At 68.3% G+C, this 14,148-nt stretch carries 9 protein-coding genes and 1 other RNA gene; 4 read left to right on the forward strand and 6 right to left on the reverse strand.

Annotated features, from left to right (window positions below; translation table 11 throughout):
- The 3 genes from ABL838_RS13430 to ABL838_RS13440 form a co-directional block, all read right to left on the reverse strand.
- Positions 1–1,344, reverse strand: coding sequence for an MATE family efflux transporter (locus tag ABL838_RS13430; RefSeq protein WP_418125605.1), 1,344 nt, complete (start codon positions 1,342–1,344; stop codon positions 1–3).
- Positions 1,341–3,080 carry a hypothetical protein gene (locus ABL838_RS13435; protein WP_418125606.1) on the reverse strand — a complete coding sequence of 580 codons (1,740 nt, stop codon included), beginning with the start codon at positions 3,078–3,080 and terminating at the stop codon, positions 1,341–1,343. The genes ABL838_RS13430 and ABL838_RS13435 overlap by 4 nt, the downstream gene beginning before the upstream one ends.
- Before the next feature lie 79 nt (positions 3,081–3,159).
- The gene (locus ABL838_RS13440) at positions 3,160–3,429 is read right to left on the reverse strand and encodes a type B 50S ribosomal protein L31 (RefSeq protein ID WP_126019047.1); all 270 of its coding nucleotides are present in this window, start codon (positions 3,427–3,429) and stop codon (positions 3,160–3,162) included.
- A 183-nt stretch (positions 3,430–3,612) separates the two neighbouring features.
- On the opposite strand from ABL838_RS13440, the gene ABL838_RS13445 reads away from it, so the two are divergent.
- Positions 3,613–4,671: an oxidoreductase gene (locus ABL838_RS13445; RefSeq protein ID WP_369658358.1), complete on the forward strand. Its 1,059-nt coding sequence runs from the start codon at positions 3,613–3,615 to the stop codon at positions 4,669–4,671.
- A 133-nt stretch (positions 4,672–4,804) separates the two neighbouring features.
- Here the strand turns inward: ABL838_RS13445 and rho are convergent, their stop codons facing one another.
- Together rho and trxA are read right to left on the reverse strand one after the other, a co-directional pair.
- Complete coding sequence (gene rho, locus ABL838_RS13450) at positions 4,805–6,070, reverse strand: transcription termination factor Rho (RefSeq protein WP_126019051.1); 1,266 nt, start codon at positions 6,068–6,070, stop codon at positions 4,805–4,807.
- A 187-nt stretch (positions 6,071–6,257) separates the two neighbouring features.
- The gene (gene trxA / locus ABL838_RS13455) at positions 6,258–6,590 is read right to left on the reverse strand and encodes a thioredoxin TrxA (RefSeq protein ID WP_093431992.1); all 333 of its coding nucleotides are present in this window, start codon (positions 6,588–6,590) and stop codon (positions 6,258–6,260) included.
- Positions 6,591–6,740: 150 nt separating this feature from the next.
- Here trxA and ABL838_RS13460 point away from each other — a divergent pair, with 150 nt between their 5' ends.
- Genes ABL838_RS13460 through ABL838_RS13470 form a run of 3 tightly spaced genes read left to right on the forward strand, consistent with a single transcriptional unit; the run spans position 6,741 to position 13,833 of the window.
- Positions 6,741–9,338 (forward strand): PD-(D/E)XK nuclease family protein, encoded by a 2,598-nt coding sequence (locus ABL838_RS13460; RefSeq protein WP_418125607.1) that lies wholly within the window; start codon positions 6,741–6,743, stop codon positions 9,336–9,338.
- Positions 9,335–12,598, forward strand: coding sequence for a UvrD-helicase domain-containing protein (locus tag ABL838_RS13465; RefSeq protein WP_418125608.1), 3,264 nt, complete (start codon positions 9,335–9,337; stop codon positions 12,596–12,598). The genes ABL838_RS13460 and ABL838_RS13465 overlap by 4 nt, the downstream gene beginning before the upstream one ends.
- Positions 12,595–13,833, forward strand: a complete 1,239-nt coding sequence (locus tag ABL838_RS13470) for a TIGR03862 family flavoprotein (protein WP_418125609.1) — start codon at positions 12,595–12,597, stop codon at positions 13,831–13,833. Before ABL838_RS13465 ends, ABL838_RS13470 begins: the two co-directional genes overlap by 4 nt.
- 91 nt (positions 13,834–13,924) lie before the next feature.
- Here the strand turns inward: ABL838_RS13470 and ffs are convergent.
- Positions 13,925–14,021, reverse strand: an RNA gene (gene ffs / locus ABL838_RS13475) — signal recognition particle sRNA small type.
- Between the last annotated feature and the right edge of the window lie 127 nt (positions 14,022–14,148).

A 14,148-nucleotide genomic window follows, 5' to 3' on the forward strand; every position in this document is an offset into this window, starting at 1 on the left:
TTATCTTGCGCGCTGACCCATCGTCCAGCGCAGCAGCACGCCGAACAGCAGCGCAGTCAGGGCCAGAGCCGCGGCGCTCATGATCCAGAACGCCAGGGGCGACTGCATGGCTGCCCAAGGCCCAAGGCCGTGGTATGCGAGCAGATAGCTGCCACCCAGGCCCACTCCCCACAGCATCGTGCAGTAGATGACCAGCGGCGCCAGCGTGACCCGGTAGCAGCGCAGCACGAACACGCAGAAGGTCTGCACCGCGTCGGCGACGTGGTATGCAGCCACCGCCAGCAGCAGCGCGCCCGCCATCGCGATCACGGCGGGGTTGTCGGAGTACACATTGGCGAGCTGGTCGCGCAGCAAGGCCATGGCCGCGGCATAGAAGAGCGCGCACAGGGCCGTCAGCTCGAAGCCCAGGCGACAGGCGTGCCGCGCCTTGGCTGCGTCACCGGCACCGAGCCAGAAACTCACGCGGGCGCTGGTCGCGATGCCCAGGGACAGCGGCGTCATGTAGGCCACGGCCAGCAGGTTCGATGCGATCTGGTGCGAGGCCGCAGCGGCGGTGCCGAGGCGGGCGATGAAGAGGGCCATCAGCGTGAACGACGTGACTTCGACCAGCACCGCCAGTCCGCCCGGCACGCCGAGCCGGGCGAACTTGCGGATCTGCTGCCAGTCGGGCGCCTCGATGCGCTTCCAGAGTCCGTAGTCGGCATAGAAAGGCTGGTTGCGCAGCAGCCAGATGGCGCAGCCGAGCATGGTCCAGTTCACGCACAGCGTGGCCCAGCCACAGCCCACGAGGCCCATGGCCGGCAGGCCCGCGCCGCCGAAGGTGAACCAGATCGACAGGGGCAGCTTCACCAGCAGCGAGCCCAGTTGCAGCCACGTCACGAGCTGGGGCCTGCCCAGGCTCTGGTTCAGCGTGCTGAACAGGCGGAAGAGCAGGGCTGGCGCCAGCGCGAAAGCCAGCACGGCAAGGTAGGCCTCGACCTCGCCGCGCATCTCCGCCGGCACCTGGGTCCACTGCAGGACGGAGCCCGGCAGCAGCAGGATCGTCATGCCGACCACGATGGCGATGGCCGCAAGGTACAGCGATTGCCGCACAGAACGCCCCACCTCGCTGCCGCGCCCGCCGCCGTGCAGCTCGGCCCAGACAGGCAGCAGCGCCTGCAGAACCCCCATCAGCGACACGTAGACGCTCACGAAGACCGCGGCGCCGACCGACAGCGCAGCCAACGCGTGCTCGGAGTAGCGGCCCGCGATGATGGTGTCGGTCACGCCGAAGGCCATCACGGCCAATTGGCCGACGAGCACCGTGCCTGCGTGCCGCGCGATCAGAGCCCGTTCGCTCCTCACTGCGGCGTGATCTTCTGGTAGAGCAGGAGGTCGTCAGCGGCGCTGCTCGGTCGGCGCAGCGTGCCGGCGAAGCGCCACTGGTCGAACGGAATGATGGTGTGCAGGCGCTCGATCGTGTCAGGGCTGACCAGCAGCCACGGGCAGTCGGTGCCCAGCAGCAGCGGCTGCACGTTGAAGTTGCCGTGATGGCGCAGTGCCGCGATGTGCGGACGGCTCAGCGCCAGTTCCGCGATGCAGCGAGGCTGGCCCACGCGTTCGGCCACGGCGCGGATCTGCGGGACATAGCTGCGCGCATAGTCGATCGGCGGCAGCCACAGGGTCATCAGCAGCATCCAGCACAGGGCGGTGCCGCCGGCCGGCAGCACCAGCGTCTTCCAGAGGGCGGCGCGGTGCCGTCCCGTGCGCCAGCGCACCAGCCAGCACCAGGCAATGGTTGCTGCCACGGCGAGGACCACGGCAATGGGCGAGAACTCGGGCACGAAGCCAGGCACCAGGCGCGCGACGCTGGCTGCGGGCTTGGGCGGCACGCCCGTCTGCATGGCGATCCAGTAGATCCAGCCCAGCACGGCGAGACCGCTGAAGAACAGCACGTTGAACCAGTCGATCAGCGCCGAGGCGCTGCGCCGGAAGGTGGGCAGGGCGAATGCCGCGAGCGTGGCGAAGGCGGGCAGGGCCAGCAGCAGCGAACGGTCGGAGTAGTCGGTGCTCCAGGTGGCGGCCAGCGGCACCAGCGCGAACCAGAAAGGCAGGGCGACATGGCGCGCCGTGAGCTGTCGCCGCCAGCGCCAGAGCGTCCAGATGGCCAGCGGCCAGACCGGCCAGGTGAACCAGACCAGCAGCTTGGCCTGGCTGCGCACGTCGCCCAGCAGGGTGTTGCCGATCACGGTGATCTTCCAGGTCGGCAGCTTCAGGCTGAACACCAGCACCGCCGCCAGCGCGGTGATGCCGATCATCGTGAACAGCGCAGCCCGCGTGTAGCCAGGGCCGCTGCTTTCGTCGTCGATGAAGTCTTCGCTGGCGGATTGCGCGGCGAGCCGGCGTTCGTAGGCGACGTAGAGCACGCTGCCGATGGCCAGTGCGAGCCCGACCGTGGGTGCACCGCTCAACGTGATGCCGATGGTGCCGACCGCCAGTGCGATCACCGGGCCGTTGCGGCGATAGGGCAGCGCTGCCACGCCATAGAAAAGATGCGAGGCGAAGAAGAGCTGGGCCAGCGCGGGCGTGGTTTCGTGGCCGAGCTGGGCGAGGCCGAGGCAGGCGATCAGTGCCAGCAGGCCGCCGTCGGCGATGGCGCGCGCGTAATCGGTAGGCCGGGCCTCGCCGCCGAAGGCAAAGGCCACGGGCTGGGCGCGCGCGGTGCGGGCCAGGTAATAGACGGCGTACCAGGTGGCCGTGAAGGTGCCCCAGAGCAGGAATGCGAACGCGACGCGAACGGCCAGGTCCGGGTTGATCCATGCGGGGGCGATCTTGATGGCCAGGGCGCCGATCCAGTACGGAATCAGCGCCGGTGTTTCCGGTCGCAGGCCCAGCAGCATCGGATCGAACCAGCGCGCGATGCCCTCGGTGCTGCGGGCCAGCTCGGCCATGTAGCCAAAGGCCGTGATGTCCGCGCTCTTCCAGGGGCCCCGGCCGACCAGCCCCGGCAGCAGGTAAGCCGCACAGAGCAGCAGCAATGCGATGCGCGGCAGCCGGCGCACGGCGCTCTGGGCAACGATCGCGGGGGTGGGCTGGTTCAAGTGGCGGGAAGAGGCAGGATTGGGAAAGAAAAAGGGCAGCGCGGTAAACCGGGCTGCCCTCGACGCAAAAGCGCGTACCTTACTTCGAGGCGGCGCCGGTGGTCTTGCCGAAGCGGTTGCGGAACTTCTCGACGCGGCCGCCCATGTTGTCGACCGACTTCTGCGTGCCGGTGTAGAACGGGTGCGATTCGCTCGTGGTGTCGAGCTTGAACAGCGGCAGTTCGCGACCGTCGTCGGTCGTGCCCATTTCCTTGGTGTTCGCGCACGAACGGGTCACGAACTTGAAGCCGTTCGACATGTCGACGAACAGGACTTCGCGGTAATTCGGGTGGATGCCTTCTTTTGCCATGGTGTTTCCTTTTGCGCTTTTGGAATCAATGCGCGGTCGATGCGAGAGCCACCAGCGTGCCTAGAGTGGCGCGCTGCCTCGGAGGAAACCCGAGGAGCCAGGCGAAGCTGCCTGACCGCACTTTTCGCGAAGCCAGCGATTATCGCATACTGCCCCATTTTCGAGCAAACCGAAGGCTCCCCAATGACTTCCACACCCTTGCGCGCGGGCCTCGTCGGCTACGGATTTGCCGGCCAGACCTTCCACGCGCCCGTTCTTTCGGCCGTTCCGGGGCTGGAACTGGCGGCCGTGGCCAGTTCGCAGCCCCACAAGGTACATGCCGACTGGCCCGGCGTGGCGGTGGTGCCGGACGTGGCCGCCCTCGTGGCCCGTCCGGACATCGACCTGATCGTGGTCGCCACGCCCAACGCCCAGCACCATCCGGTCGCCAAGGCGGCGCTGGAGGCTGGCAAGCACGTGGTGGTCGACAAACCCTTCACACTCGACGTGGCCGAGGCGAGGGAGCTCGAACTGTTGTCAAAGCGCAACGATCGGCTTCTCGCGGTCTACCAGAACCGTCGCTTCGACTCCGATTACCTGACTCTCAAGGATGTCCTTGCGTCCGGCGAACTGGGCCGCCCCGTGTACCTGGAGTCCCATTTCGACCGCTTCCGTCCCGAAGTGAAGGAGCGCTGGCGCGAACAGGCAGTGCCCGGCTCCGGCCTCTGGGTCGACCTGGGCTCCCATCTGGTCGATCAGGCGGTGCAGCTTTTCGGCCGTCCCGACACGATCCAGCTCGACACTGCCGTGCTGCGCGACGGCGCCGTGGTCGAGGACTACTTCCATGCCGTGCTGCGATACGAGTCCGGGCCGCACGCACCGCTGCGCGTGGTGCTTCATTCGACGACGCTGGCGGCTCATGCGGCGCCGCGCTACATCGTCCACGGCACGCTCGGAAGCTACGTCAAGCACGGCGTCGATACCCAGGAAGATGCGCTGCGCGCCGGGCAGCGGCCGCCCGCCGTAGGGTGGGGCGACGATCCGCTGGACGGACAGCTTTCGCTGGCCGGACCCGGCGGGACCTTCACCAAGCGGAGCATTCCCACGCGGGCCGGCAACTACGTCGACTACTACGCCGCGGTTCGCGATGCCATCCTGGGTCACGGACCCAATCCGGTACCACCCGATCAGGCTGTCGCACTGATGGAGCTGCTCGACCTCGGCCGCCAAAGCGCCTTGGAGGGCCGAGCGATTCGCACATAAAAAATGCCCGCACAAGGCGGGCATTCATTCGTGGGGTGCCACTGATCCGGCTCTGCCGGTCAGTAGGCACCGCCCCCCGGTAGGGGGGAGGCGTAGCGACACGAAGTGCGCGCAGCCTGGGGGCGAGCAACAGCTACCCGCCGCGACGCATCATGTCGAAGAACTCAACATTGGTCTTCGTCGCCTTCATGTTCTTGAGCATCAGCTCCATCGACTCGATCTCGTCCATGTTGTACATGAGCTGGCGCAGGATGCGGGTCTTCTGCAGGATCTCGGGTGCCAGCAGCAGTTCTTCGCGACGGGTGCCGCTGCGGTTGAGCTGGATCGAGGGGAACACGCGCTTTTCGTACAGGCGGCGGTCGAGGTGGATTTCGGAGTTGCCGGTGCCCTTGAACTCTTCGAAGATCACTTCGTCCATGCGGCTGCCGGTGTCGATCAGCGCGGTGCCGATGATGGTCAGCGAGCCGCCTTCCTCGACGTTGCGCGCGGCGCCCAGGAAGCGCTTGGGGCGCTGCAGCGCGTTGGAGTCGACACCGCCGGTCAGCACCTTGCCCGACGAGGGCACGACGTTGTTGTAGGCGCGGGCGAGGCGGGTGATGGAGTCGAGCAGGATCACCACGTCCTTCTTGAGCTCGACCAGGCGCTTGGCGCGCTCGATCACCATTTCGGCCACATGCACGTGGCGCGCGGCAGGCTCGTCGAAGGTCGAAGCAATGACCTCGCCCTTCACCGTGCGCTGCATTTCGGTCACTTCTTCAGGGCGCTCGTCGACGAGCAGCACCATCATGTGGACGTCGGGGTAGTTGGCGCTGATGGCGTGGGCGATGTGCTGCATCATCACCGTCTTGCCGCTCTTGGGCGGCGCCACGAGCAGGGCGCGCTGGCCTTTGCCGATGGGGGCGATGATGTCGATGATGCGGCCCGTGATGTTCTCGTCGCCCTTGATGCCGTCGCGCTCGAGCTTCATCTGCTCCTTGGGGAACAGCGGCGTCAGGTTCTCGAACATCACCTTGTGCTTGTTCTGCTCCGGCGGGCCGTTGTTGACCTTGTCGAGCTTGGTCAACGCGAAGTAGCGCTCGCCGTCCTTGGGCGTGCGCACCTCGCCTTCGATCATGTCGCCGGTGTGCAGGTTGAAGCGGCGCACCTGGCTGGGCGAGATGTAGATGTCGTCCGTGCTGGCCGTGAAGCTGGTGTCGGGGCTGCGCAGGAAGCCGAAGCCGTCGGGCAGTATTTCGAGCACGCCATCGGCGAAGACCTGTTCGCCGGCCTTGGCGCGCTTCTTGATGATCGCGAACATCAGCTCCTGCTTGCGCATGCGGCCGACGTTTTCGATCTCAAGCGCTTCAGCCTGCTTGAGGACTTCAGACACGTGGAGTGCCTTGAGTTCGTTTAAGTGCATGGAATGACCCCTCGCGGGGTAATCGAACTGGAAACGGGGGGAGGTTGAACGTGAAGCGAGAAGTGCTTCACCAACCGGGGAACTCGAACCGGTTGCCTCTATGCAGAAGGACCGGTGAACTGGAGGAGATTATGACAGGAAAAACGCGCCGGCCAACGCATTGCGCGCTGGCCGGTTGAAATGTCGCTCAGGCGAGTTGCTGGTCGATGAAGGCCGTGAGTTGAGCCTTGCTCATCGCGCCGACCTTGGTGGCGGCCAGCTGGCCGTCCTTGAACAGCATCAGGGTGGGGATGCCGCGGATGCCGAACTTGGCGGGGATGTCGCGGTTCTCGTCCACGTTCAGCTTGGCGATCTGCAGCTTGCCTTCATATGCAGCCGACACTTCGTCCAGGATGGGGGCGATCATCTTGCAGGGGCCGCACCATTCGGCCCAGTAGTCGACCAGAACGGGCTGGCTGGACTTGAGCACGTCGGCCTCGAAGGAGGAATCGGAGATGTGTTTGATGAGTTCGCTGGCCATGTGTGAATCCTTGTGCGCAGAGAGTTTCGGTGCAGCTAAAGTGCTGGTCATTGTGACAGAAACCAAGGGGTGGCGTTCCGCGCGGAGACGCTATGGCGGCGATAGCCAAAGCCCTTGCGCGATGCGCTCTCCAACCCCTCGATGGAACCAATGAACGAAGGCCACCCCGTGCAGGCCCTGTGGTGCGATCCAGCCGACGGCATCGTCGCGCGGATCGTCCGCGCGCTCGCCGAACGCCAGTTGCACGCCGCCCGCACCGTGGTGCTGGTGCCCTATGCGCAGCTGATGGGCGTGGCGCGCGCCATGTGGGCGCGCTGCGGCAGCCCCGGCTTCGTGCCGCGCTTCGAAACCACCCACAACTGGGCCCGAAGCGCTAGCGGCTTCGTGCCGACGGGCTACGACATCGCCCACGACATGGCGCGCGACCTGGTCACCGCCCAGGCGCTGCTGTCGCAGGCGGGCTTTCATGCCGAGCGCTTCGCCCTGGCCGGCCGCGTCGTCGAGCTCGCCTATCAACTCGGTCCTCTTGCGGCTGCAGTGACGCCCGAAGAGCGGGGGGGCGGGTGGGCGCAGCGTGCCGCGAGCGTGGCCGACGCCGGCAGCGAGTCGGAGTGGTTCCGCATCGAAAGCGCGCTGATCCGCATCGCCGTCGCGTGGACCTCCACTTCTGGCTACGCCACCGACGTGCTCCAGCGCGAATCCACGCGCGCCCAGGTCGATGCGCTGATCGTTCTGGAGGGCTTCCAGTCCGATCCGCTCACGCAGTCGCTGTGCAAGCTCTGGGGCGACCGCGCCCTTCATCTTTCGCTCGTGCCTTCGGGTGCGCCCACGCGGACATGCGCCTCGCACGTCGCCCTCGACCCCGAGGACGAAGCCGAACTCGCCGCTGCCTGCGTGCTGCGCCATCTCGCCGAAGAGCGCGCTCCCGTCGCGCTCGTGGCGACCGACCGCGCGCTCACGCGCCGCATCAGCGCCCAGCTGAGCGCGCAGGGCGTCATCACGCACGACGAAACGGGCTGGAAGCTCTCGACCACCCGCGCCGCCGCCACGCTGATGAGCGCGTTGCGCGCCTGCGCCCACGACGCCACCAGCGACCAGGTGCTCGAATGGCTCAAGAGCAGTGTCGATGGCGATTCGCCGATCGTCCATTCGCTCGAGGCCCGCCTGCGGCAGGAGGCGATGCGCGACTGGTCGACCTGGTGCGCCCTGATGGCCCGTAGCGAGAAGTCGAAAGACACCGCGCTGCTCGTCTTCACCGAGGCCATCGAGGCCCGCCGTGCGCCCGTGGCCCGTGCGCGCCCGCTGGCCGAGTGGCTGCGCGCGCTGCGCGAGCTGCTGGAGGCCAGCGGCCAGTGGAGCCTGCTCGAGGAAGACCTGGCCGGCGGCAAGGTGATCGGTGCGCTGTGGCTCGACGCCGGCGCGCACGGCGACGATGAAGACGAATTCCCTGGCGGCCGCCACACCCTGGCCGAGTTCACCGCCTGGGTCCGCGACGTTCTGGAGGACGCGAGCTTCGTACCACCCGCAGGCGACCAGGCCCCGCGAGTCGTGGTGCTGCCGCTCTACCAGCTGCTGGGCCGCTCTTTCGGCGCCGTGGTCGTGCCGGGCTGCGACGATCGCCGCCTGCCCGCATCGCCCGAGCCTTCCGGCAACTGGAGCGCCGCCCAGCGCCTCGAACTGGGCCTGCCTTCGCGCGAAGCGCTCGAAGCCGCCCAGCGCGCGGCCTGGGCCGCGGCCCTGCACAACCCCTCGTGCGAGCTCATCTGGCGCCATTCCGACGCCAGCGGTGAGCCCGTGCGGCCCAGTCCGCTGGTGCAGGCGCTGCAGCTCGACCACGCACTGCAGCCATCGGCCGACCCGCGTACGCCACGCGAGGTGGCCCTCAGGCCGACCGGATACCCGACGCCCTCCGGCGCGCTCCTGCCGCTGCAGAACATCTCCACCAGCGTGTACGAGGACCTGCGCCGCTGTCCCTATCGCTTCTTCGCGCTGCGCCAGCTGGGCCTGCGTAGCGCCGACGAACTCGATGCCGAGGTCGACAAGCGCGACTTCGGCAACTGGCTGCATGCCGTGCTCGGCCATTTCCACGAGGCACTGGCCGAAGCCCCGACACAGGATGCGCAGGAGCGCGTCGCCCTCATCGAGGAGGCGGCCCGTCGCTCCACGCAGGAGCTCGGGCTTTCCGATGCCGAATTCCTGCCCTTTGCCGCCGCATGGCCCGCCGTGCGCGACGGCTACCTGGCCTGGCTCACGGGGCATGAGGCGGCCGGCGCCGTCTTCGCCGAATCCGAGCCCTGGAAGGAGCAGGCGCTGGGCGACCTGCGCCTGATCGGCCGGCTCGACCGCATCGACCGCATGCCCGACGGCCAGGCCTTCGTGATCGACTACAAGACTGAGTCCGCCACCGTCAGCAAGGAGCGCGTGAAGGACCCCACCGAAGATACCCAGCTGGCCTTCTACGCCGCGCTGGTGGCCGACGACACGCTGCGCGCGGCCTATGTGAACGTGGGCGAGAAGGCCGCCGGCACGCAGACCGTCGAGCAGCCTGCCGTGGTCGAGGCGCGCGATGCGCTGGTGGCCGGCATCATCGAGGACTTCAGGCGCATCGGGCAGGGCGCGGCGCTGCCGCCGCTGGGCGAGGGCGCCGTCTGCGACTACTGCGCCGCGCGCGGCCTGTGCCGCAAGGACTTCTGGGACGAAGCCGCACCGCCGCCGGGCGTCGAAGCCACCGGAGGCGACACGCAATGAACGGCGCAGCCTACGAACACAACGGCCGGCACGTCACGCGCGAGGCCTTCTACACGGTCGCCTGCGATCCGCGCCGCTCGGTCGCGGTCGAGGCCTGTGCCGGCGCGGGCAAGACCTGGATGCTGGTTTCGCGCATCCTGCGCGCGCTGCTCGAGGAGGGCGATGCCGCCTGCGAGCCGCACGAGATCCTGGCCATCACCTTCACGAAGAAGGCCGCGGGCGAGATGCGCGAGCGCCTCGACCAGTGGCTGGAAGATTTCGCCGAACGCCCGCAGGAAGAGCTGGTCGCCCAGTTGGTGATGCGCGGCATGGCGCCGGCGGCCGCATCGGCTGCGGTCCCGCGCCTCAAGGGCCTCTACCGGCGCCTGCTCGAAGGCGGCCGGCCGGTGCAGTTCCGCACCTTCCACGCCTGGTTCGCGGGCCTTCTGCGCAATGCGCCGCTCGCGGTGCTGCGCGAGTTGGGCCTGCCGTCGAACTACGAACTGCTCGAAGACGACGCCGAGGCACGCAGCCGCACGTGGCGTCCCTTCTTCGAGGCCGTGACCGCCGACAGGCAGGCGCTGGCCGACTATTACGCCGTCGTCGCCACGCACGGCCGCTCGCAGACGGCCAAGGCGCTGGGCGAGGCATTGTCGAAGCGCGTCGAGTTCTCGCTGGCCGATGCGGAGAGCGCCGTACAGCACTTCAGCGCGATGTACCCGGCGCTCGAAGGATTGGACGAGCCGACCGAGGCCCTGCGCGGCGAACCGGTCCGCCGGCGCTGGCTCGACCGCGCCGCCGCGTTGGGCCGCGAGAGCAACAAGACGCCGCAGAAGGCCGCCGAAGCCATCATCGACGTGTTCGGCACTGGCGAGCCGGCCGGCGATGCGCTGGTGGCCGCCCTTGCCCATCTGCGCAAGAACTTCTTCGTGGCGACGGAAGACCGTCTCAACAAGAACCTGCAGAAATTTCCCGCCGCGCAGGAGGCCGAGGCCGAGCTGCAGGTGCTGTGCGCCGCGCAGGCCCAGCACGCCGCCTGGCTCTACCAGCAGCGCATGACGCGCCTCACGCGCCTGCTGATAGCCGCCTTCGCCGACGTGAAGCGAGCCCACGGCTGGGTCGACATGAACGACGTCGAGCAGGCGGCCCAGCTGCTGCTGGGGCAGTCGGCGCTCTCGGGCTGGGTGCAGGAGCGCCTCGACGCGCGCATCGCGCACCTGCTGATCGACGAGTTCCAGGACACCAACCCGCTGCAGTGGCAGGCGCTCTACGGCTGGCTCAGCGCCTACACCGGTGCGCAGGGCCGCGCGCCGCGCGTGTTCATCGTGGGCGACCCGAAGCAGAGCATCTACCGCTTCCGCCGCGCCGAGCCGCAGGTGTTCATCGCCGCGAAGAAGTTCGTGCGCGAGGGGCTCGACGGCGAGCTGCTGAACTGCGACCACACGCACCGCAACGCGCAGTCGGTGGTCGGGCTGGTCAACGCGGCAATGCTGGCGGCTCAGGAGGCCGGCGAGTTCGACGGGTATCGCGCCCACACCACCGAGCGCCGCGACGACGGCGAGCTGCTGCGCCTTCCGGCCATCGACCGCGACGCGGTCGGCGGCGACGCATCCGAAGCCGCTCCCGCCGACGACGGCATGCTGCATTGGCGCGACAGCCTCATCACGCCGCGCGTGCTGCCCGAGGAGCAGCTGCTGCAGAAGGAATGCGAGCAGGCCGCACGCTGGGTGGCGCAGCGCATCGCCGATGGCACGCAGCCCAGCCGCATCATGGTGCTGGCGCGCAGGCGCAGCCGGCTCTCGGCCATGCAGGAGGCGCTGCGCCAGCGCCACATTCCCGTGCAGCAGCCCGAGAAGAACGATCTGTACGACGCGCCCGAGGTGCAGGACGTGGTCGCGCTGATCGACGCGCTGGTGTCGCCCGCGCACGATCTTTCGCTGGCCAGGGCGCTGAAGTCGCCGGTGTTCGGCATCGGCGACGATGCCCTGGTGCAGCTCGCGCTGCGCCAGCGTGAGCGTGGCCCCGTGAGCTGGTTCTCGCTGATCCAGAAGGACGAGAGCCTGCCGCCGGTGCTCGTCGAGGCGGGCGTTCAGCTCAAGCGGTGGCAGCGTTGGCTGATGACGCTGCCGCCCCACGACGCACTCGACGCGATCTTCCACGATGGCGACCTGCTCGCGAAGTTCGGCGCCGCCGTGCCGGCCGCGATGCGGCAGGGCGCGCTGGCCAACCTGCGCGGCGTGCTGTCGGCCTCGCTGGACATCGATGGCGCACGTTTCGCAACGCCCTATGCGCTGGTGCGTGCGTTGCGCGCAGGCGGCGTGCGGGCGCCGACCGTGACCGCGCCCGAGGCCGTGCAGCTGCTGACCGTGCACGGCGCCAAGGGGCTGGAGGCCGACACCGTACTCATGCTCGACTGCGATGCCCCTCCGCCGCGCGCCCAGACCATGGGCGTGCTGGTCGAGTGGAAGGGCAGCGACAGCGCACCGACGCGCTTCATCTTTCTCGCGAGCGAGAAGACGCCGCCGGCGTGCGCCGTCACGCTGCTCGAGGAAGAGCAGCGCGCGCGCCATCGCGAGGAACTCAACGGCCTGTACGTCGCCGTCACGCGGGCGCGCGAGCGGCTGGTGCTCTCGTCGGTGAAGCCGGCACGCGCCAACGAAGGCAGCTGGTGGTCGCGCCTGCAGCCGCTGTGCGAGCCCACCGAGGCCGACGAGCCGCTGGTCGCGCTGTCGACCGAAACCGGGTCGGGCAGCTTTGCAATGAAGCGCATGCCGCAGGCGCCGGAGCCTGCCGAGCAGCCGTCCGCGAAAAAGGCTGTCACCACCACGGTCGACGCGCGCGCCGCCGCCTTCGGGCAGGCCATGCACCGGCTGCTCGAATGGGCCGTGCCGGGCGAGCCACTGGCGGCCGCCCATGTACGAGCCGCCGCCCGCGAATTCCTGCTCGATGCGCAGCAGGCGCGCGGCGCCGCGGCGCTCGCCCACCGCATCCGCGCGGGCGAGGGTGCCTGGGTGTGGGACGATCGCAGGGTCGACTGGCATGGCAATGAAGTCACGCTGGTGCACGAAGGCGAGACCCTGCGCATCGACAGGCTGGTGCGCGAGCGCGGCAGCGGCGTGTGGTGGGTGCTCGACTACAAATCCGCGGCACGCCCCGAACGGGACGCCGCGCTGATCGCACAGATGCAGCGCTATCGCGCGGCAGTGCAACATGCCTATCCCGGTGCCACCGTGCGTGTCGCGTTCCTCACCGGGCAGGGCGAACTGGTGAATCTCGAATGACTGTTTCCCCGACCGTCGCCGTCATCGGCGGCGGACCCGCCGGCCTGATGGCGGCTGAAATACTGAGCGCGTCCGGCGCGCAAGTGCACGTCTACGACGCGATGCCCTCGGTGGGTCGCAAGTTTTTGCTGGCCGGCCGTGGTGGACTGAACCTCACGCACTCCGAGCCTTTCGACGCGTTCGTGAGCCGATTCGGCGAGCGCCGTGCGCAACTGGAGCCGATGCTCGCGCAGTTCGGGCCGCAGCAGGTGCGTGAATGGGCGAGCGGCCTGGGCATCGAGACTTTCGTAGGCACTTCGGGGCGCGTGTTTCCGACCGACATGAAGGCCGCGCCGCTGCTGCGTGCGTGGCTGCATCGGCTGCGCGCGGCTGGCGTGCAGTTCCACATGCGGCATCGGTGGGTGGGAGAGGGGGCCTTCGACCCGGCATCGCTGCGATTCACCACACCGGCCGGCGAAGTCATTGCCAGCGCCGATGCCGTCGTGCTGGCGCTGGGTGGAGCGAGCTGGGCGCGGCTCGGGTCCGACGGTGCATGGGTGCCATGGTTGCAGGCGAAGGGCGTGGATGTGGCTCCGCTCGAGCCGGCCAACTGCGGCTTCGACGGCTTGGGCTGGAGCGAGCATTTCTCCAGCCGCTTCGCAGGCCAGCCATTCAAGTCGGTCGCGATCTCGTTCACCGACAGCCACGGCCGGCAGTTCGCGCGCAAGGGCGAATTCGTCGCGACTGCCACCGGCATCGAGGGCAGCCTGATCTATGCGGCCTCGGCCCTGCTGCGCGACGAGATCGCCGAAAAAGGGAGCGCCACGCTGCTGCTCGACCTGTTGCCCGATCGCAGTGCCGAGCAGGTGTTGGCTGCCGTCAAGCATCCGCGCGGTGCGCGTTCGCTCAGCAGCCACCTCAAGAGCAGGCTCGGTCTGGAGGGCATCAAGGCCGGCGTGCTGCACGAAGCCCTGAGCCGCGAGGCGATGCACGACCCGCAGCAGCTTGCGGCGACCATCAAGGCAGTGCCGCTGAAGCTCGTTGCGGCCCGGCCAATCGACGAGGCCATCAGCACGGCAGGTGGCGTGCGCTTCGACGCGCTGGATGCCCAGCTCATGTCGAAGGCGCTGCCGGGCGTGTTCGCGGCTGGGGAAATGCTCGATTGGGAAGCGCCTACCGGTGGCTATTTGCTGACGGCATCGATGGCCAGCGGCGCGATGGCGGCGCGCGGCGCGATCCAGCGGCTCGGCCTTTGAGGGCCTGGCATCGCTGAAACTTTTTCGCTGGAGATTTGTTTGTGCGGGCCCCGTTTCATTTCGCATGGAATGAAACGAAACCGCTGAAGAGGTTGACGAGCCTTACCCCTGGCACTGACTACGCAGTTAGGGCTGCTTGGTTCCCCACCTGACCCGGTTGGCCACTTCACCATGCAGGGAGGCCCGTCAGGGCGTATTGTAACCCCCCCAGGCTGCGCGCACTTCGTGTCGCTTCGCCAACCCCCCTGCTTGGGGGGCGACACCGGAGGACCGGCAACGCCGGTTCCTCGGTGTCCTACGAAAGCCCCGCCCCAG

This window comes from Variovorax sp. 160MFSha2.1, from assembly GCF_048305075.1.
In the GTDB taxonomy this organism is placed as follows: Bacteria; Pseudomonadota; Gammaproteobacteria; order Burkholderiales; family Burkholderiaceae_C; genus Variovorax; species Variovorax guangxiensis.

What these genes read in the sequence shown, in the direction of transcription:
- ABL838_RS13440 (WP_126019047.1), bottom strand. Translation starts at nt 3,429, where the DNA reads ATGGCAAAAGAAGGCATCCACCCGAATTACCGCGAAGTCCTGTTCGTC.
- ABL838_RS13445 (WP_369658358.1), top strand. Translation starts at nt 3,613, where the DNA reads ATGACTTCCACACCCTTGCGCGCGGGCCTCGTCGGCTACGGATTTGCC.
- rho (WP_126019051.1), bottom strand. Translation starts at nt 6,070, where the DNA reads ATGCACTTAAACGAACTCAAGGCACTCCACGTGTCTGAAGTCCTCAAG.
- trxA (WP_093431992.1), bottom strand. Translation starts at nt 6,590, where the DNA reads ATGGCCAGCGAACTCATCAAACACATCTCCGATTCCTCCTTCGAGGCC.
- ABL838_RS13460 (WP_418125607.1), top strand. Translation starts at nt 6,741, where the DNA reads ATGAACGAAGGCCACCCCGTGCAGGCCCTGTGGTGCGATCCAGCCGAC.
- ABL838_RS13465 (WP_418125608.1), top strand. Translation starts at nt 9,335, where the DNA reads ATGAACGGCGCAGCCTACGAACACAACGGCCGGCACGTCACGCGCGAG.
- ABL838_RS13470 (WP_418125609.1), top strand. Translation starts at nt 12,595, where the DNA reads ATGACTGTTTCCCCGACCGTCGCCGTCATCGGCGGCGGACCCGCCGGC.